This window comes from Xylanibacter oryzae DSM 17970, from assembly GCF_000585355.1.
Lineage (GTDB): Bacteria > Bacteroidota > Bacteroidia > Bacteroidales > Bacteroidaceae > Prevotella > Prevotella oryzae.
This window is the reverse complement of record NZ_KK073873.1, coordinates 2486177-2507020: the sequence shown is the minus strand read 5'-3', so window position 1 is coordinate 2507020 and position 20844 is coordinate 2486177. Positions and strand designations below refer to the sequence as shown.

At 36.5% G+C, this 20844-nt stretch carries 18 protein-coding genes; 16 read left to right on the top strand and 2 right to left on the bottom strand.

The features are described from left to right. Positions 1–239 precede the first annotated feature (239 nt). The 12 genes from XYLOR_RS10185 to XYLOR_RS10130 all read left to right on the top strand — a co-directional run bounded on the left by XYLOR_RS10185 (position 240) and on the right by XYLOR_RS10130 (position 11379). Positions 240–2759, top strand: a complete 2520-nt coding sequence (locus tag XYLOR_RS10185; RefSeq protein ID WP_154655716.1) for a glycoside hydrolase family 9 protein — start codon at positions 240–242, stop codon at positions 2757–2759. 284 nt (positions 2760–3043) lie between these two features. After that, positions 3044–3757 (top strand): LiaF transmembrane domain-containing protein, encoded by a 714-nt coding sequence (locus XYLOR_RS13435; RefSeq protein ID WP_169730565.1) that lies wholly within the window; start codon positions 3044–3046, stop codon positions 3755–3757. Continuing rightward, positions 3757–4566 (top strand): LytR/AlgR family response regulator transcription factor, encoded by an 810-nt coding sequence (locus tag XYLOR_RS13430; protein WP_051508969.1) that lies wholly within the window; start codon positions 3757–3759, stop codon positions 4564–4566. Before XYLOR_RS13435 ends, XYLOR_RS13430 begins: the two co-directional genes overlap by 1 nt. Before the next feature lie 131 nt (positions 4567–4697). Further along, on the top strand, positions 4698–4919 hold the full coding sequence (locus XYLOR_RS10170) for a hypothetical protein (protein WP_036879117.1): 222 nt from the start codon (positions 4698–4700) through the stop codon (positions 4917–4919). A 128-nt stretch (positions 4920–5047) separates the two neighbouring features. Further along, a complete protein-coding gene (locus tag XYLOR_RS10165) occupies positions 5048–5638 on the top strand; it encodes a TetR/AcrR family transcriptional regulator (RefSeq protein ID WP_036879114.1) in 591 nt (196 codons plus the stop codon). 94 nt (positions 5639–5732) lie between these two features. Next, on the top strand, positions 5733–6458 hold the full coding sequence (locus XYLOR_RS10160; RefSeq protein WP_036879111.1) for a T9SS type B sorting domain-containing protein: 726 nt from the start codon (positions 5733–5735) through the stop codon (positions 6456–6458). After that, complete coding sequence (locus XYLOR_RS10155; RefSeq protein ID WP_036879110.1) at positions 6455–6982, top strand: hypothetical protein; 528 nt, start codon at positions 6455–6457, stop codon at positions 6980–6982. The genes XYLOR_RS10160 and XYLOR_RS10155 overlap by 4 nt, the downstream gene beginning before the upstream one ends. A gap of 51 nt (positions 6983–7033) precedes the next feature. Then, positions 7034–7600 carry a flavodoxin family protein gene (locus tag XYLOR_RS10150; protein WP_036879106.1) on the top strand — a complete coding sequence of 189 codons (567 nt, stop codon included), beginning with the start codon at positions 7034–7036 and terminating at the stop codon, positions 7598–7600. A gap of 11 nt (positions 7601–7611) precedes the next feature. Then, positions 7612–9312, top strand: a complete 1701-nt coding sequence (locus tag XYLOR_RS10145) for an acetylxylan esterase (RefSeq protein ID WP_084608597.1) — start codon at positions 7612–7614, stop codon at positions 9310–9312. Positions 9313–9318: 6 nt separating this feature from the next. Continuing rightward, positions 9319–9645, top strand: a complete 327-nt coding sequence (locus XYLOR_RS10140; RefSeq protein WP_036879100.1) for a heavy metal-binding domain-containing protein — start codon at positions 9319–9321, stop codon at positions 9643–9645. Between the two features lie 7 nt (positions 9646–9652). Beyond that, positions 9653–10405, top strand: a complete 753-nt coding sequence (locus XYLOR_RS10135) for a YaaA family protein (RefSeq protein ID WP_036879097.1) — start codon at positions 9653–9655, stop codon at positions 10403–10405. Between the two features lie 191 nt (positions 10406–10596). Next, a complete protein-coding gene (locus XYLOR_RS10130) occupies positions 10597–11379 on the top strand; it encodes an SAM-dependent methyltransferase (protein ID WP_036879094.1) in 783 nt (260 codons plus the stop codon). 57 nt (positions 11380–11436) lie between these two features. Here XYLOR_RS10130 and XYLOR_RS10125 read toward each other — a convergent pair whose 3' ends face one another. Continuing rightward, entirely contained in the window at positions 11437–15315 is a 3879-nt protein-coding gene (locus XYLOR_RS10125; protein ID WP_036879091.1) for a Pls/PosA family non-ribosomal peptide synthetase, read from the bottom strand. Positions 15316–16140: 825 nt separating this feature from the next. On the opposite strand from XYLOR_RS10125, the gene XYLOR_RS10120 reads away from it, so the two are divergent. The 3 genes from XYLOR_RS10120 to XYLOR_RS10110 all read left to right on the top strand — a co-directional run bounded on the left by XYLOR_RS10120 (position 16141) and on the right by XYLOR_RS10110 (position 17955). Next, positions 16141–17064 (top strand): AraC family transcriptional regulator, encoded by a 924-nt coding sequence (locus XYLOR_RS10120; protein WP_036879087.1) that lies wholly within the window; start codon positions 16141–16143, stop codon positions 17062–17064. A 91-nt stretch (positions 17065–17155) separates the two neighbouring features. Next, positions 17156–17503 carry a DUF3795 domain-containing protein gene (locus tag XYLOR_RS10115; RefSeq protein WP_051508968.1) on the top strand — a complete coding sequence of 116 codons (348 nt, stop codon included), beginning with the start codon at positions 17156–17158 and terminating at the stop codon, positions 17501–17503. Between the two features lie 44 nt (positions 17504–17547). Continuing rightward, positions 17548–17955, top strand: a complete 408-nt coding sequence (locus tag XYLOR_RS10110; protein ID WP_051508967.1) for a rhodanese-like domain-containing protein — start codon at positions 17548–17550, stop codon at positions 17953–17955. A gap of 155 nt (positions 17956–18110) precedes the next feature. Here the strand turns inward: XYLOR_RS10110 and XYLOR_RS10105 are convergent, their stop codons facing one another. After that, positions 18111–18650 carry an LOG family protein gene (locus XYLOR_RS10105; RefSeq protein WP_036879086.1) on the bottom strand — a complete coding sequence of 180 codons (540 nt, stop codon included), beginning with the start codon at positions 18648–18650 and terminating at the stop codon, positions 18111–18113. A gap of 207 nt (positions 18651–18857) precedes the next feature. Between XYLOR_RS10105 and XYLOR_RS10100 the strand changes: the two genes are divergently transcribed. Continuing rightward, positions 18858–20804 carry a DEAD/DEAH box helicase gene (locus tag XYLOR_RS10100; RefSeq protein ID WP_036881015.1) on the top strand — a complete coding sequence of 649 codons (1947 nt, stop codon included), beginning with the start codon at positions 18858–18860 and terminating at the stop codon, positions 20802–20804. The last annotated feature ends 40 nt before the right edge of the window (positions 20805–20844 follow it).

Sequence of the window (20844 nt, the reverse complement as noted above, 5' to 3'; positions counted from 1 at the left end):
GCCCTTTTTGTCATATTTAACCTATTACGGATATTAGAGAATAAATCCGATAAATTTAAACAAATTTCCACTATTTATGCCTATTGGTAGAAATAGCACATGTGTTTGTTTATTAAATAGTTGAGTTGTAATTATAAACTTATAAAAAGATGAGACGTGGTAAAAACTATTTGACACATTTATAGTATTAACTTTAGATTAATACTGGTATTTTTGTGAATTCTTAAATCAATTATAATATGAATGCAAAAAGGATCTTATTATCATTTCTTGCCATTTGGTCGTTATGCTTATCGTATGCACAGAAATTAAACCTTAACGAACAAGGGTATTATGAAAAGAGAGGCGTAAATGTACTGGTATATAGTAACCAGTACAACGGGATGTTCTTCGATGAAAAGACTGCCGGAGTAGAGATTATTCATCACGGTGTAAGAACCGTTACAGGTGGAGCTGTGAGATTGCAGAATACGCCAGAACAATGGGATCTAGTTCCTGATGTTGTTTCGCGTACTATTAATAAAGATGGTAGCATAGATGTGGTACTTAACTATCCGGATTTCAATTTTACTTCGTCTATTAAAGTTTTTCCAAAGGGGAATGGGTTTGTAATTGATGTCATTCTTGACAAACCTTTACCGGAGAAACTTGTAGGAAAGGCTGGGTTTAATATGGAGTTCCTGCCATCAGCTTATTTTGAAAAGAGTTATATTGCGGATAATAAACCATATTATTTCCCACGTTATCCTAGTGGAAAGACAATGATGAAATCATCTGATGATAAAATTCATCAGATTTTCAATCATAACACATTTGATGACAGAGGCCGTAATGAGTATATAGTGCCACTGCCACTTGCTACAGGTAAAGATATCATTCTTGCACCAGAGGATATGCAAAGAACAATAAAGTTGCAGTCAGACAGTACAATATCTCTTTATGATGGGCGTAATTTAGCTCAGAATGGTTGGTTCGTTGCTCGTTCAATATTACCATCTAATAAAAAAGGTAAAGTTCTGGAGTGGTATGTTGAACCGTCATCTGTATCCGATTGGATAAGAGAGCCTAATATTGGCTTTTCTCAGATAGGCTATTGTCCAAACCAGAAAAAAGTTTCAGTCATTGAACTTGATCCTAATGATGATCCATTGCAGGATGCTACCCTTTATAAGGTTAATAGTAATGGTGAGTCGACTGTTAAATTGACTGCTGATTTAAAGAAATGGGGCAAATATTTGAGATATAATTACTTTACTTTCGATTTCTCCAGTATAAAGGATGAAGGTGTTTATTATATACAATATGGGAAAATAAAAACCAATACATTTGTTATAAGTAAGGATGTCTTTAAGGATATATGGCATCCAACACTTGATGTTTGGTTCCCTGTGCAGATGGATCATATGGAGGTAAATGAGGCATACCGTGTATGGCATGGCGTACCTTATCTTGATGACGCACTTCAGGCACCGGTAAATGAAAAGCATTTTGATGGTTACAGTATGGGACCTACTACCGATACAAAATACAAACCTTATGAACGCATACCCAGCTTGAATGTTGGTGGATGGTTTGATGCCGGTGATTTTGATATTCAGACTGGTTCACACGACAGTGCTTTGCTGAGTTTTACAGATGCATGGGAAAACTTTAAAGTAGATCGTGACGAAACCTTTATCGATCAGAAAACGCGTTATGTTGATATTCATAGACCTGATGGAAAGCCAGACCTTCTACAACAAATAGAGCATGGAGCACTCAATGTAGTAGCTCAGGTGAAGAATATTGGCCATCCTGTAAGAGGTATAGTAGTACCAAATCTGCATCAGTATCATCATCTTGGAGATGCTGCTGACATAACCGATAATCTGCCATATAATCCAAATCTTAAACCTTACGAAAGTGATGGCAAATCAAGTGGAACTATGGATGATCGTTGGGCGTTCACAAATCGCATGCCTATGCTAGATTTGCAGACTGCTGCTGCGTTGGCTGCTTCGTATCGTGCATTGAAAGACTACAATCCGTCATTAGCTGATGATTGTCTATCTTGTGCAAAAAAACTTTGGGAAGATTCTAAAGATGCGCAGATGTCATTCCCGAGATTTGAAGGAATGCCTTCGTTAAGGCATTTTAGAATGGATACTCAAGCTGCACTTGAGTTATATATAAGTACTCGTGAAAAGAAATATCTAAAACGATTCACAGACCATATTTGGGAATCCTTAGATTTTGCACCAAGCTTTTCAATATCTTATGCATTACAAGCATGCCCTTATATGGACAAAAATTATATAAAGAGACTGCGTAAGTATGTTATAAAATGTAAGGTTCAACAAGATAGTATATGTAATGAAAACCCTTATGGAGTTCCTCTTGGTAAAGGCATGTGGGCCGGTAACGAAAGTATTATAGATTGGGCAATAACTAATTATTATGCCAATAAATATTTTCCTGATATAATTAATGAAGACAATATTTATAGTGGAATTGATTATATAATGGGTTGCCATCCTTACTCAAACTTATCTTTTGTGGCATCTGTAGGGACAAAATCAAAGAAGATTACTTATGGCAATAATCGTGCTGATTTTAGCTTTATAGCAGGTGGCGTTGTTCCTGGAGTAATGCTTCTAAAGCCAGATTTCTTTGAGAATAAAGATGATTGGCCTTTCTTCTGGGGAGAAAACGAATGTACTGTTGGTGCATGCGCATCTTATATATTCCTAGGTAATGCATTAGAAAATATGAATAGATAATCAAATCTGTTTTTCGTGAATTAGTAAAATATCTAAATTCAAGGATAGAGATATCTTTGGATTTAGATATTATAGTATTTGCATTGTACCTTTATCTTCGAGGATTATAGTTTTATAATGTTTAAAAGTGGGATGAAATAAAGTTCATTTCACCGATATAATATTATATATTCACCGATAAAGTATTGTATGGCATCTGTATAATTAATATCTTTGCATCGTCAAGTCAATCAAGCAGTATGACTTGTGGTTATTTTATATGTTTATATTTTAATAAAAATAATATGGAAAGAAATGGTTTTAGAAGTGTCATCACTGGTGGCGTAATTGTATTAATAGGTATTGTATACTTATTATTTAATGTTGGAATATTGCCTGCAGATTGGAGAGGTATAATAATATCATGGCAGTCTCTGCTTATATTATTAGGCGTAGTCGGAATATGCAAGCGTAGTTATATTGGTGGTACGATACTCTTGGCTCTTGGCATTTGCTTTTTGCTACCAGACCTGTCTGCTGTAATGGGATTTACTTATTCATCAGCAACTCTGCACTCTGTAATGTGGCCAACGGCAATAATCATAATTGGAGTGATGATAATGTTGCATAGACATCATCACCATCATTTTAAACATTGTCATAGAGTAAAATATAGTAATGGGTCAAAAGAAGGCAAGGTCGATTATAATCTTGTGATGAATGGTATTGATGAGGTATTTCTAGATCCTGAATTTAAAGGCGGCGAGATTAATACCATAATGGGAGGAGCTAAATTAGATTTGCGCAGAACTTCGTTGCCAGAAGGTGATTCGGTATTGAAAATAAGTTCTATATTTGGAGGCGTTACGTTATTGTTGCCTTTAGATTGGAATGTAGAGGTACACAGCGATTCTATACTCGGAGGTTTCGCAGATCATAGGCGTATCAATGGAATGTATACAGATCGTCGTCTTATTATTGAGGCTAGTTTTATTTTTGGAGGAGGTAGTATAGAATAATGGAAAATCCAATACTACATGATACGTTAGTGCGCCAACACCATATAGTTTTATGTGTGTTAGTGGGTGCTGCTTATGCGGTAAGTTTTGGATTATCCTTTAATATAACGCCACAAGATTTTGCTGTTGATTCATTAGCGAGTATCTTACTCTTTTTTGGCGAAGCTGTAATGCTATGGACCATATTTACATATAGTCGTCTAGAGTTTATAGATTTTTATCAGTCTGTTGCCATACATATAGTTTATGCTATTGTGGCTGTTGCGTTAATGCTTGCATTAGAATATTTGATAGTCGATACAATAGTGCCTGGATATTCGGATTCATTTATAAAATCTTTTGCAGCTAGAGCATTTTGCCTGATAATAATTTATACTTCTTATCGTAAATATTATACTAGTAGCATATCGGATGATGTAAATTATGGACATTCTGATATTACTGATAATAAAACAGATACAGAATCGGTAGTTAAGGCTGATGTTATAGAGCGTATTACCGTAAAAGTAGGGACAAAGATAAAAGTGATACCGGTAGATGAAATAGTATGTCTTAAGGCGGAAGATGATTATGTATCAGTTATAACAGCTGAAGGACATTGGCTTAAAAGTGAACGTCTCAAAGATTATGAGATGTCATTACCAAGTGATAATTTTGCACGAGTTCATCGCTCTTATATAGTGAATATAAGTAAGATATCAAAGATAGAACGTTATGGTCAAAAACAAATGCTTTCGATGAGTGATGGTGAGCAAATAAGAATAAGTATGACTGGTTATAAAGTATTAAAGGATAAACTAAACTTATAATGAATAAAGTAATAAATACTCATAGCAATTACCAACTAAGTGGGTAATACTATATGGTAAATGTATTGTAGGTGCATTAGCATATAGCTTTTGTAAGTAATATAAAATAACATATAAATAGATAGCGTGAAATGGAAAATAAAATTTTAATATTCACAACATCAGCCAAAAAGAGAAGCGACGCAATACGAATAGAAAAGCTGCTTGATAAAAAATATAATATTTGCAGCTTTAGTTTAGATTTAGATGATTGGGAGAAAATTTTAAGAATTGAATGTAATAATGCGTCTGAATCTGAAATAATATCATTGCTTAAAACAATTAATATAAGTGCTGCTGTTCTTAATCATTAAAGGACTCAATTTCATAACTTTCCTTATTGTAAAATAAAGAAATACATCTAATTAGTTTTATTTAACGTAAAATATTTGACTGTTACCGTATAGTAACTTACCTTTGTTCCCGATTAGTAACATACGGTATGATAACAGAAAGAAATCGTGAAGCTACAGAGAAACGCTTACTGGATACAGTAAGCGATATGATTGCTGAAAATGGCTTTGAAACCATCGGAGTGAATGCGGTTGCAAATAAATCCGGAGTCTCTAAAATCTTGATTTATAGATATTTCGGTTCTGTAGAAGGGTTATTGGCAGCCTATTTGCATCAAAATGATTTTTGGATTAATTATCCAAAAACGATCTCACAAAAAGAGGATTTACCAGAGTTTGTAAAGACAATGTTTCATGGGCAGCTACGTAAACTTAGAGAAAATCCTGCACTAAGAAAACTTTATCGTTGGGAATTGTCAAGCAGTAATGCTATTATTATAAATCTTAGAAAACAGAGAGAGACAGCAGGGATTGACTTGATAAATGAAGTAAGTCGTGTTTCAGGAAGAAAGAAAGAAGATATTGCATCTGTTGCGACTATGATTAGTGCTTCTATTGCATATCTAATGATGTTTAGTGATGTATGCCCTGAATATAATGGATTACGCCTTGATGAGGATAAGGGATGGCAAAGTATTGAAAATGGTATGGATGAATTGATAGACAAATTCTTCAGTTAAAAAAATCTTTAGTGTATACTTTTACCTGTATATTTATTACAGGTATTTTTTTAAGGTAAGATGTTCCCGATTAGTAACATAATATAATATAAAAATGAGAAAAATGATAATTATGACATTGATTATCTTGAGTTTTATGGGATTTTTTTCTTGTCAGGATAATTTAGTAGACTACTCAAGTGGTGATGTAAAAGTTAGTATTGAACAGGGAGATGAGTGGCTTCATGATTTCCCCTTGTTTCTTGGTCTTAAAAAGAAAAATCCACCTCAGATAGCTATTTGGATTGAAGATACATCCGGTCATTATGTGTCTACTGTATATGCGACATATAAGATAGCTACTCAATCATGGCAAATGAATAATGGTAATAGAAGAAAAGAAGCTCTTCCGTATTGGTGTTATTCTCGTGGTGTGAAATATAGTGATGGACTTTACCTTCCAACAAAGGATCATCCTCTAGTAGACGGAATGACAGGGGCTACTCCTCATGGAAGTTTTAATGTAAAATTAAGACCTACTGATAAATTGAAAAAGTTCGTTGTCAAAATTGAAATAAACCATTCCACCGATTTTAATGATTATTATCCAAAGTCAGCAAAGGAGGGTGATGCAAACTATTCAGGTGGTAAAGATGGCAGTGGTCAGCCTGCTGTTGTATATTCCGCAGATGTGGATTTGTCTTCAGGTAAGAAAACATTTGAGGCTAAACTGATAGGGCATAGCAGTCCTGATGGAACATCTGGGAATTTATATACTGATATGTCGGGATTAACAACGGCATTGCATATAGTCAAAAACATAACAATAAGCATACAATGAAAAGATCTTTTTTAATAATAATACTATTTTTTACTTTGCTGTCGATTAATGCACAGCAAAGTAATAGATTTTCTTTAACAAGTGATATCTCTTTATCAAAATCTATAAGTGTTCCATCATATACTCCATTTGAATGGCATGCTGCAGGCCTGTACAATATTAATAGTCATTTGGCAGTAGGAGCTGGTACGGGGTTGTCTTTTTATGAAAAAACGCTTATGCCAGTTTATGGAGATGTAAAATATGTTTTTTCAAGAAAGCATTCCCTAATTCCCTATATTGAATATCAGATAGGATATGGATTTGATTTTGCTAGAAAATCAAATGGTGGACTTTATATGAATCCGTCTTTCGGAATTCAACATTCGCTGAATCGTAATCTGGCACTTACGTTTTCTATTGGATATGAAATACAAAATTTAGAGAGATTAAAGACATACGAGAATGAGTATTATGAATCGGAATTTGCAGAAAAATTGAATCATAATTCTATTTCATTCAGAATAGGATTAGTTTTTAATTGATGAATAGAATTTTTTACTATATTTGTAGCGTAAATAATCTTAAAAGTACAAATGAGAGTATTGGTAATTAATGGGAGCCCCCGTAAGAATGGTAATGTGGCTAAAATGCTTCATTCCGTATCAGATAATATAGAAGGTGCTGAAATTCATTGGTTTGATGTTAATGATCTTAAGGTTCATCCTTGTACAGGCTGTATGTGTTGTCGTAAAACCGGCAAATGTGTTCTGCCACAGGATGATGGCCATATAATTGCAAATGAAGTTGACAATTGTGATGCTATGATTTTAGGTACACCTGTCTATTGGGGTAATATGAGTGGACAGATGAAACTTGTATTCGACCGCATTGTACCATCAATGATGGATGAACCTAAAACTGGATTTCCAATACCTCTTCATAAGGGTAAAAAAGCAGTAATAGTAACAGCATGCACAACCATATGGCCGTTTAGTTTTATATGTCGTGAGACAACAAATACATTGCATGCAATGAAAGAGATCCTTGGTTATTCCGGATTTAAAACAATCGGTAAATTAGTATTATCCGGAACGAGAAAGAAAACTTCTGTTCCTGTTGGCCTTCTGAATAAGGGGAAACGACTGGCAGGTAAATTCTAATGTAATTTATTATGAGAAAAACAAGTATCCTAGCTGTCCTGATCACATTAATAACACTAAATGTTAGTGCTCAGAACTTCCTGCCGATGAAATGGAACATTTCTTTTAAGAATAATTCTTGTTTCACATCACGCATGGCTAAACAAAACTCATCGATAAGTACCTTGCTATCTTGGGAAAGGCAAGGATATTTTGCCGGTGACGGTGATTGTCAATTGTCTAGTAGTTTTGATATACCCAATTTAAAATCTGGATATGTGTTGTACGTTAGGATGGTTTGTGATATAAATAGTATAATAATAAATGGGCATACCATTGCCAAAAGCATAAAGAATCGACATCTACAGAATAATACTCTTGTTGAAAGTTTCAATATAGGTAAGAATATTTTGCTTAAAGGTAAAAACAAAATTGTATTAAATTGTTCATCTTTAGGATATACTGGTGGAGTAAGCAATACTACTATTGCTATTAAGCCAATAGCAGATCATAATGTAGAGTATTTAAAAATATCGTTACCTACAGAAGATCATGTATGTCTCAAAAATAATAGATACATTAACTTGCATTATCTTACGACAAAGAATACTTGCATAAAAATTAATATAGAGAATGATTTTCATAAATTAATACTAGACAGTACTATTACCGTGAATAGTAAGGATTCTGTTATTAATCTAAATCTAAATGGAATATGTAGCAAGGCTGGTTTTTATCAGATAGTAGCAATGATGCATGGCAAGGGTTATAGTGGAGATGCACAATGGATGGCTGTTAAGCCTGAAGAGATTAATTGTAGCAATACTGTTGCTGATGGATTCGATGATTATTGGAATAGAGCTAAATCAGAATTGTCGGCAATAGCACCTGATTATAAAATGTATAAAGTTGACTCACTTTGTCGCAAAAGTAAGAGAGATGTTTATATCGTTGAAATGAAGTCTTTAGGTAATATTACCATTCGTGGTTATTATTTTGTTCCACGTACCTCTGGAAAACATCATGCAGTGTTGCAGGTGCCTGGTTACGGATGGGGATTTGAAAATATAGATGGTATGCTCAATGATGACACTAACAGAATTGAGTTGGCTCTATGCGTTAGAGGTCATGGTATAAGTGCCGATGTATTTAATCCCGGATTTGGATTGCCTGGTATATGGGGATATAAGTTGTACGATAAAGATAGCTTATCTTATCGCGGTATATATATGGACTGTGTCAGAGCTGTAGATTTTCTTTGTAATCGTGAAGAAGTGGACAGCAATCGTATAGCTGTAAAAGGTGGTAGTCAGGGTGGTGGACTTACACTCGCTACAGCTGCTTTATGTTCTGGACGAATAGCTGCTTGCGCATATTTTGATCCTTTCCCATGTGATATGCGCCATCAGATAAAAATACGCACAACATGTCAAACAGAACTCAAAAACGATTTGGCTTACTATCATAATCCATGTTCTTTTGATAAAGTACTGGATATTCAAGACCTTATTGATACACGTTCGTTTGCTCCGAAGATAACGTGTCCTGTATTATTTACTACGGCATTGTTTGATGATGATTGCCCTGCACATGTCGGTTTTTCTGCATTCAATCTTATTAAGTCTGAGAAACAGTATAAGGTATATCCTAATGATGGTCACATGCAGGGATTTACACATGATGGCTTCATCTTAGGATGGTTAGATGAAAAACTTAGTTTGAACTTAAAATAAAGAATTATGATTTTATCAACAACTCCAACCTTAGAAGGTAAAAGAATCACAAACTATTATGGTGTTGTGACAGGCGAGACAATAATTGGTGCTAACATATTCCGTGACTTTTTTGCCGGTATACGTGATATAGTAGGTGGACGCTCTTCATCTTATGAAAATGTACTTCGCGAGGCAAAGGATGTAGCTTTGAAGGAAATGAGTGAACGTGCTTCTGCATTGGGTGCTAATGCTATTGTTGGCATAGATCTTGACTACGAAACTGTAGGTAGTAATGGCAGCATGCTTATGGTCACAGCAAGTGGTACAGCTGTTAGTGTAGAGTCTTTATAATAGAGCGATGCAGATTCTGATATCTTGCGCTAAGATAATGACGGGAAAGGCTCCAAAGGAGATTCCTTATATTACAAAACCGTCATTTCAGTTGCAGGCAAATGACAATGCCATGCAGATGGTTGCTTATTCAGTGGATGAATTGCAGGATATGCTACATGTAAATCATGAAATAGCAGCAGAAAATTGGCATAGGTTTCAGACATTTCATACAAAAGAGAATAGAGAGCCTGCTGTATTCTGTTATGATGGTATGGTATTTCAAAAACTTGCACCTGAAACTTTTTCGGATGATGAACTGAGATATGCCAACGATCATCTGCTAATAAGTTCTTTTCTTTATGGACTTCTTCGTCCGCTTGATATTGTCAATAAATACAGACTGGAAGGAAATATTGTGCTACCTGAAAATGATGGTAAGTCAATGTTCGACTTTTGGAAACCTATTCTTACAGATTGGTTCATCAGAAAGATTAAGGCAGATGATGGTATACTTGTTAATTTGGCAAGTGACGAAATGCGTAATCTATTTGACTGGAAGAGGGTTAAGAAGGAGGTTACTATCGTTACGCCTGAATTTAAGATAGAGAGGAACGGAAAACTTAAGACGATAGTCATTTATACCAAAATGTGTAGAGGAGCTATGACACGATATATTCTTAAGGAACGGATTACAAATATTCAACTTCTTAAACTATTTGAATATGATGGATTCAAAATAGATGAGTCAGAAGGTGATTGGATGTTTACTTTAAAATAAAAACAGCAAGGAAATTTGATATAATCAATGTAAATTTGTATCTTTGCCACCGGATGTTAAAAACAAATTTGGATATTGTAAAGTAAATAACCTTATGACCATTTGGTTATAGGTTATCCCTAAGGTTTCTCAGGTACATACAAGTGTCTGAGAATAATTACATTATATATTTACAATAAAATTTTAACGTCATGAATAATGATAAAGAACAAACAATCTATGATTTTGATTTCAGTTTACTATGTGAATATTTCTCAAGTATAGAACGCCAGGGCCCCGGAAGTGAGGAGATGACGAAGCTGGCTCTCAGCTTTATCGATGGGCTTACTGAAGATAGTAAAATAGCTGACCTAGGTTGCGGTACAGGTGGGCAGACTGCTACCTTGGCACAGAATATAAAGGGCCGTATTACTGCCTTGGATCTATTTCCCACATTTATTGATAAACTCAGAAATCGTTTCGCTAATCTTAAGTTATCCGACAGAGTTAACGGTATTGTAGGCTCTATGGACGAACTACCTTTTTCAGAAAGCGAGTTTGATGTAATATGGTGCGAGGGCGCTATCTATAACATTGGCTTTAAACACGGTCTGGAATATTGGCGTAAGTTTATCAAGACCGGAGGTTATGTTGCTGTGACAGAAGCATCATGGTTTACAGAGAACCGCCCTGAAGAGATAGATAAGTTCTGGAATGAGGCGTATTCTGAAATAGACACGATACCTAATAAGGTGAAGCAAATGCAGGCAGCAGGATATATTCCAGTGGCCACGTTTATACTTCCAGAAGAATGTTGGACAGATAATTTCTATACTCCACAAAAGGGTGCACAGGAGATCTTTCTAAGAAATTATCCAGGCAACCCTACTGCCGAGAACTTGATTAAGTATCAACGCCATGAAGCGGAATTATATTCCAAGTACAAACAGTATTATGGGTATGTGTTCTATATAGGAAAGAAAATATCTATATAGAAAGAATATCTAAGTTGATTCAATTAAGGCGTGCCATCTATAGCACGCCTTAAAAATTTATACTTTTTTTGCCGGAGCACCAATATATCTGTTGTCTGCAGACAGTGTTTCATTCTTCATAAGTACAGACAATGGGTCAAGTATGGCATTTTTCTCCATCTTCGAATCGTAAAGCACAACAGACATACCACCAACAGAGCAGTTCTCTTCCATAGTGACATACGACATCTTCATGACGCGGTCTTCAAATAGGTGGGTCTGCATTGTACAATTGTCATTAAGGGCAGTATAATCATCCACATGTATGAGGTCGAATTCTGTTATCTGTGTCGTAAATATACATGTGCGTTTACCTATTTTACAACCTAGCAGTCTAAGTGGATATTTTATAAATGGTGTACCTGTAAGGATATTGATGCAAAATAGCACTAAGAAATTCTCATACAGACCGGTTATAAGTTCACTACGCCATACAAATCCACTCCATAAAGGTTTGTTTTGTGGTACATACTTTCCAACAATTATCCATTTTAGCAGTGCTGTTACAAATATACCGATTATTGATGCGCCTATATAGAGAAGAGGGAACCATAATAATAGTTCACTAAGATCTCTCTCAATCTGCATACGAGAAGTTACGTCGGTGATGATACCTGCCATGAAAATAAAGAAGGTTGATGGTAGAATAACACGGAAAAATTCAATAAAATAGCGGTAGAAAAATAATTTTTTTGAAGGCTTGTAAGTGCGTTCTGACGAAAAGTCGTGGTTTATGTCTCTTCGTGGAAGGAACACTGCAGGTGATCCAAACCAATTTGTCCCGTCTTTTACAGGTAGGTCTTCTTCCTTCATCTTTGAAAGAACGCCAACGAGGACATCGTCTCCTATTTTGGTTCCAGGGCTCAGTACGGCACTGTTGCCTACGAATGTACGGTTTCCTATATATGTTTTTGCTATCTCTATATAACCGTTACGTACATACGATGCACCCACCGATACAGAGTCGGCTAGGAAACATTCGTCTCCAGTAACCAGTAAGTCTGGAGAGATAAACTCCACGGTTGATATCTCCACGCGTTTACCCATCTTTACACCCAACATCTTGAACCATTTTTGTAGATATAGCGTCGTGTAAAGAGTGCCAATAACCTGCAAACTTAGTTTCATCAGTTGGTCAAAAAACCATTTCTTATAATAGAAGAGACTGTTTACTTTGTAGCGTCCCTCTTTTATATTGCCAAGAAGCAACCATTTAAATAATGCGATAATTACTGTTAGTAGCACCACGAATGATAAGCCGATTAATAGTGTTATCCATGCGAAACTCCATATGCTTGATACATAGTTGATGTGGGCTACTGCCAACATACCAGGGAAGAATGCCACCATAGTGACAAGTGGTATGATGAATACACATGCCAATGACAGTAAAGTGAATTTAGGAGACCAAAGCTTAATGGTATCTTTCTTTTCGTTTATCCCGATTTTGGTAGGAGGCGAACCACCCCAATTTTCGTTCTCAGGTATAGTAGTGCCTTCTGGTACCAGAGTAAGGTCTTCTATCGAACTGTTTTTACTCATCTTTGAATTATGAGCTAGGCAGCAACGAGTACCTACAAAAGCATTGTCTTCAAGTTCTATAGTGCCTATTTTGAGCCAACCGTCTTCTATGGTATATCCTCTTAGGTGCGTATCGGTGCAAATGCTCACATTGTCACCTATCTTTACTAAATCGAATGTGTCGATGGCAGATGTATTGATATAGCAGTTGTTTCCTACCTTTGCACCCATAAACCTCAGGAACCAGTTCATTATGGATGTGCCCGTGAAGTATATTACAGGGCAGATAGCTGTAACTTTGCCTACAATCCAGAAACGGAAGTAATAACTACCCCAAAGCTTGTATTTCCCCGGACGGATCCTACCGAGTACTATCCATTTGAATATTATAGAAAAGACAGTGAGGCAAGGTAGTATAAGGAAGTAGGAGAATAGACTCACATATATTGAGTATAATACACCGTAATCGGCTGAATAGAAATATGAATAGATGAAGAATGGTCCCAACCATTCTAGTCCAAATAGTAAAGTTAGGAATACAAGTGATATACCCTGACATAGTGAACAAAGATAATAGTTCAATGTAGTAACTTTGTATATATCACGTTCCTCTTTTTTCTCGTCTTTTGTAGGACGTTTTTTCTCTAGTTCTTTCGCAAGATCTGAAAGTATCGGATATTTGTATACATCTACCACTGACATGTTTTCAAACATCTTCTGTTCTCTCATTTCAGAAACTACAATGGCAGCGAGTAGTGAATGTCCTCCCAAATCATTGAAGAAATGGTCGTCCATGGATATGTCATCACGGTTTATGTTTTTGGCTATTACTTTAACCATAGCCTTCTCTAGAGGTGTTGAAGGCTGTATAATGTTTCTGTCTCTAGAAAAGCTCAGAGGTATCTTTGGCGACGGTAGACGTTTGCGGTCTATCTTCTGACTAGATGTCATCGGAAGTTTGTCTATTACGTCAAGTGTAGATGGAATCATGTAATATGGTAGCAATAATCTGAATTGCTTTGCAATCACAGCACGATCTATTGTTTTTCCTGCGCGTAGCACCACGAAGGCTGCTAATTGCTGAGTATCTTTGTCAAGTGTTACTGCTGCAGTTTGTACGGCCTCGTCCTGCATGAGCAGTCCTTCTATCTCAGCGAGTTCTACACGGAATCCGCGTACTTTCACTTGAGCGTCGGCACGACCGATGAAAAGGAATTCCTTGTCTTTGTTATATTTAGCCAAATCGCCTGTGCGATAATATCGCTTCATTTTGCCGCAGTAGCGTTCGGTGGTGATGAATTTCTTTGCAGTGAGGTCGTCTCGATTTAGGTAACCCCTGGCTATGCTGTCACCACCAATTAGTATTTCACCTTCTTTGTCTATCTCGTCGATAACATTCATGTCGTCATCTACCAAGAGTACGTCATATCCGTCTAGTGCTTTACCAATCGTTACTTCTTCGCATGGTTTGAGAATGGAGTAGGTGGCGATGACAGTAGCTTCTGTAGGACCGTAAGTGTTGTACACCATACGGCCCTCTTTACACCATCGATTGGCTATGTCGCGAGAGCATACCTCACCACCGAATATCAAAATTCTGAGATTTGGGATATCATCTTTTACCATTGACAACAGCGTAGGTGCGCATGATAGGAATGTGATGCCAAGACCTTGAAGTATTGATGAGAACCTGTCGCCGGAGCGCATAATGTCGAATGTTCCAATCACAAGTGTGGCTCCTGCTGATAATGGCACCCATATTTCTTCAACTGACGCGTCGAAAGATACAGAAAATCCCTGTAGGGCTCTATCAGTTTCGTTTATGGGGTATATTTTCCGTGCTCCGTTTACGTATGTCACGGCGTTTTTGTGCATCAATAACACACCTTTAGGTTTACCGGTGGTTCCAGATGTGTATATCATATAGCACAAATTGTCTTCACTACGTCCTTCTACAATTGGTTTTGTGTCGGGGTAGTTATCAAGTTCTGCTGTTTGTTTGTCTATGTTAAATATAGGAAATGACGATAGTTGCCCTCCTATTCTATCTAGTATTTCATCGGATGTGATTAGTAGTTTGGCGTCAGCATCCTCCATTATAAAGTTAACTCTGTCGGCAGGAATTTCCGGATCTAGTGGAATATACGCTGCGCCGGCCTTTAGTATTCCAAGCATTGAGATTGTTACCTCTGCACAACGTGGCAATAATATCGTAACTTTATCTTCAGGACCTATTGAAAGTCCCTTAAGATAGTTGGCCAGTTTGTTTGCTTTCTTTTCAGCCTCAAGATAGGTATACTGTTTTTCACCTTCTTCAATTGCCTTATTATTAGGGAAAGTCTTTACTGAGCCTTCAAAAAATTTTTCTAAAAACATAAAGTAAGATTCTTATCAATTATTTCGATTGTATGTAACCATATTAAGATAGTCACGACACAGATTTGTATTATCTATTTACTATAAATCTCAATGATGAAATTTGAATTGTCGCAAAGATAAGAATAAATATTAGAAAGCATGATGCATAATATATATTTTTGAGTTAATTTATCTTATGTATTAAAAATACTTTTTTAGAGGCTGTGATATATTAAAGATCCCCCTTTGTAGATTATTATTCAATTAGTTGGTACTTTGAGCGTTTATACTAGGCATTTTTCAATGTCATCAACAGTAGATCGTTTGATTTTTTTATAAATAATACCACTATACCACTACCTCTGTGTTTATGGGCTTTTACATTGTATTGAAATGCCACAAAATGCCACTCATATACCACTCTACCTTCAGAGTGGTATATGAGTGGTATTTTGTGGTAAAAACGTTATGTTGGTTGCTTTGTATATCTTTTGTATTCAGTGACTTATGAAGATAGTGGTATTGTGGTATTTATTTCGTTAATAGATCACCTGGATATCACTAAAATAGTGTAATTAGAGATGTGAAAAGTAATGCCTTTAACTCATTTTTAGGTCTGTTTTTACTGCGAAAAGCATTGAGTTTGACTACTCGGAGCATAGCTTTTACATCATTAAAGTTATGCTCCGAGTAGTCAAACTCAATGCTTTTGGATAATAAAAAGATAGCTAAACATTTACTTTTGTATTATCTTTGCATCGAATAATATGAAGTTAGCAAGATTGGACAAGTGTATAAATACGACTCTAGCTATCTTTGCACTCGTGATATAAAAGAAAAATTATGCAACAAAGACTATCAACAAGAGAGGACTATTCGAGGAGGATAAACATTATCGTCGAGTACATAAACAATCATTTGGCCGATGATATCGATTTGGAAGTGTTGGCCGGCATTTCCAACTTCTCGCCTTATCATTTCCATCGCATCTTAAAGGCATTCCTTGGCGAACCTATCGGGGCATTTATTACAAGAGTGAGAGTCGAGACTGCAGCCCGACTATTACGGTATACCGATATGTCTGTTCAAGAAATAGCTTATAGCGTAGGATATGATGTGCCTTCTTCTCTGTCAAAAGCCTTCAAGCAGTTCTATGACATCACACCTACAGATTATAAAAACAATAAAACGTACACAATTATGAAACCGTTAAAAATCAATCCCGGTCTGGAGTTAAGTGAAAGAATCATTAATTTGGAGCCTAGACAGGCAATATATATCTGCCTTATAGGTGACTACAAGAAAAATGATTATGGTATGGCATGGCGAAAGTTATGGCAGTATGTAAGTACATCAGGAAAGTTCAAAGATGAAATGGAAAGAATATGTGGCTCTACTGATAAGTCTAATATAATACATCAGATGCTTATAGAAGGTAAAATTGCCCATATTGGTATATATCATGATGACCCTAAAGTCACGGAAAGTGATAAACAGAGAGCAGATATATGTTTGGCATTACCTTTCAAAATGGAACCAAAAGGTGAAATAGGAGTTAAGGAAATAGCCGGTGGCAAGTATGCCGCATATAAATATCAAGGATCTTATGACAAACTTGATGAAGTATATGATACTATATATGGTAAGTATATACCAGATGGAGGGTATCAGATAGATGCCCGCCCCGGTTTTGAAATTTATCTCAATGATCCTGAATGTACAGATCCTAATAAGCTGGAAAGTGAAATATATGTTCCTATAGTATAATTAGTAATAGGCTGTGGTGATATTTTCACAGCCTATTTTTTGACTTAATATTTGGAAACTAATTTTATTAATATTATATTTGCATAATAATATGGAGAATAAAGAAATAAAAGTTGATAAAGATTTGATAGCCTATTGTGGGCTGTATTGTGGCTCATGTCGTAAGTATATTAGTGGTAAGTGTCTTGGCTGCAGAAAAAATGAGAAGGCTGCGTGGTGTAAAGTTCGTGCATGTTGTATGTCGAATGGTAATAACTCGTGTGCAGCATGCAGTATGAATCCACATGACTGTAAGAAGTTTAATAACTTTTTCACTAAAGTGTTCTCATTTGTATTCAGATCAGATCGTGAGGCTTGCATCAGAAGAATAAAAGAAGTAGGAGAGGACGAGTATGCTAATGAGATGGCTGAGAAAAAGATTGTGGTCATAAAAAAATAGTATGCGGAGCTTTATATTTATGGACTTATTAATATGAACAGATTATGAAATTATCAAGAAAGGTCTTTATTATAATCGCTGCTATGGGTGTCTTCATAGGTACCGCGTATGCACAAAAGAAGTCGAAGCGCAAGGTTGAAGTTGTCCCGGCTCAGGAGTTCAACTCACGTTTACATCTTGATAAAGATGCATATCTCTTAGATGTACGCACTAATGCTGAATTTGTTGCCGGACACCTAAAAGGATCTCATCAGTTAGATTGGCTAGACAGTACATCGTTTAATAATGGAGCAAACCAACTTGATAAAACCAAAACTATTTATGTTTACTGTCGTAGTGGTCATCGTAGCAATCTGGCTGCGCATAATCTTGCCGCTAAAGGGTTTAATGTAGTAGATTTGCAAGGCGGATATATATCATGGATAGCAAATAAACTTGAAATTGAAAAATAAAACCTATTGTATTGGGCTGGTATTGTCGGACAGAGGAAACTGATAGCCGGAGAATAATAGGCTGAATCTCTGACTGTGAATTACTCTTCGTTATAACTCTAAATAGGTATACACATTAATTGTTATAAATATGTATACCTATTCAGAAAAAATATCTACGAATTCTCAATCAAATTGCATAATTCTTCAAATGTCTTCGCATTCACGATATGTTCAGATACAGGTTCGCGCATAAATTTGCTTTTTTCCATACCTTCCAGCATAACTAAAAGATCATCCCAAAATCCATTTATGTTATAAAGAATAACCTTTTTGTTGGTATATCCTATAGTAGCTGATGCGGCAACAGTGAAAATTTCATCCAGAGTACCTAAGCCTCCAGGCAAAGCAATTATAATATCACTCTGAACAATCATAAGTTGTTTGCGGTCAGAGAGATCTTCGCATGGAATCTCAACATCTAAGAATTTGCTTATATGACCATTTTTCTCTATTTTTGATGGCACAACACCAATAACCCGTCCACCATTTTCGTGAACAGCCTGTGCGGTACTCTCCATAAGGCCCAGGTCGCATCCGCCATTTACCAATGTATAGCTATTTTTACCAATCCATTCACCCAATTCCTTAGTCTTTTCAGCAAATATAGGGTCGATATTATTATTAGCTGAACAAAATACTGCAATCTTTTTCATGCCGCGAAGTTACCTATTTTTGCTAAAAACACAAAATATATTGCGCATAATTTTGATATGTGCATAATTATATGTACCTTTGCACCCCAAATCAGGAATAAATGCCGGGCAGCGAGAACCATTGTATGGTTGGGAAGGTTTTCAAATTGCCCGCTTTATGCTACCTCCATGGTGGAGGGAAAGCAATATTTACATAAAAAAGTTAATTTGAAAACATTTGAAGAATTAGGCGTAAGCGAAGAGATTCGTCACGCTATTAGTGAAATGGGTTATGAGAACCCAATGCCCGTACAAGAAGAAGTAATCCCTTATTTATTAGGAAATGGTAATGATGTAATAGCTTTGGCTCAGACCGGCACAGGTAAAACTGCTGCTTATGGATTGCCTCTGCTACAGAAAGTCGACTCTACACGTAGAGAAACTCAAGCTATTGTTTTGAGTCCTACACGTGAATTATGCCTCCAGATTGCAGATGATCTTAATGATTATTCTAAGTATATGAATGGAATGCATGTACTTGCCGTTTACGGCGGTGCTTCTATTGATACACAGATTCATGCCCTAAGACATGGAGTACAAATCATAGTAGCAACTCCTGGACGTCTTATAGACCTTATGAAGCGTGGCGAAGCTAAGTTGGGCGCTGTTAATAATGTAGTGCTAGATGAGGCTGATGAGATGCTTAATATGGGATTTTCTGAAAGTATCGATGAGATACTAAAGGGTGTTCCAAGAGATAGAAACACATTGCTGTTTTCTGCAACTATGAGTAAGGAAATAGAGAAGATAGCACACAACTATCTGAATGATCCTAAAGAGATAGTAGTAGGTAGCCGTAATGAGGGCGCTGAGAGCGTAAATCATGTATATTATATGGTTAATGCTAAAGATAAATATCTAGCTCTAAAACGTATAGTAGATTTTAATCCACGTATTTTTGCAATCGTATTCTGCCGTACAAAACGTGATACACAGGAGATAGCAGATAAACTTATACGTGATGGATATAACGCAGAAGCCTTGCATGGTGACTTATCTCAGCAACAGCGTGATACCACTATGCAGAAGTTCCGTGAACATGTAGTTCAGATACTTGTGGCTACAGATGTTGCCGCACGTGGACTGGATGTAAATGACCTTACGCATGTCATCAACTATGGATTGCCTGACGATATAGAAAGTTACACTCACCGTAGTGGTCGAACAGGCCGTGCAGGTAAGAAGGGTACAAGTATCGCAATTATCCATACACGTGAGAAGGGTAAGATGCGTGCAATTGAACGCGAGATAGGTAAGGACTTCGTTGAAGGAACAATACCTACATCTAAGGAAATCTGTTCTAAACAGCTGTATAAGGTGATGGATCAGATAGAGAAAGCTGATGTAAATGAAGAAGAAATCGCTCCATTTATGGACGAAATAACTCGCCATTTCGAGTTTATGGACAAAGAAGACATTCTCAAAAAAATTGTAAGTCTTGAATTTGGCCGTTTCCTTTCTTATTATGCTAATGCTCCTGAGATAGAGAAAGCCTCTGGCAAGGGAGACCGTTTTGGTTCTGAGCGTGGTGACAGAAGACGTGGTGATCGTAATGACAGAGGTGATAGAGGTGATAGAGGTGATCGTGGCGGAAGTAGAGGCCCCCGTGGTGGTGGCAGTCATAAGGCTGAAGCAGGATACAAGCGATTGTTTCTTAGTGTAGGTAAAGCTGATGGATTCTATCCCGGAGAAGTGATGCAGTTCATTAATAAGAATGTTAATGGTCATCAGGATATCGGTCATATAGACTTATTGAATAAGATATCATATATAGAAGTACCTGAAAAGGATGCTGACAAGGTTATGAATGCGCTTAATGGCTCAGATTTTAAGGGCCGTGATGTACGTTGTAACGATGCTGAAGATTCAAGCAGATCTAATATGGGTAGAGGCCGTCGTGGAGATCGTGCAGGAGATAGTGCTCGCAATGGTGACCGTAGAGGCCGTCGTGGAGATCGCAGAGATGGCGGTAACAAGCCAGATGCTACTAGCAAGGACGAAAATAAAGGAGATTGGCGTCAGTTCTTCAAGGGTAATGATAATGTCAAATTCAAGGACGAAGAACCTGATTTCTCTGAAGAAGGTTGGGCTAGAAGAAAACCAAGAAAGAAATAATGTAGATAAGTAGACTTATATAGTAAGTCTTTGACATAAA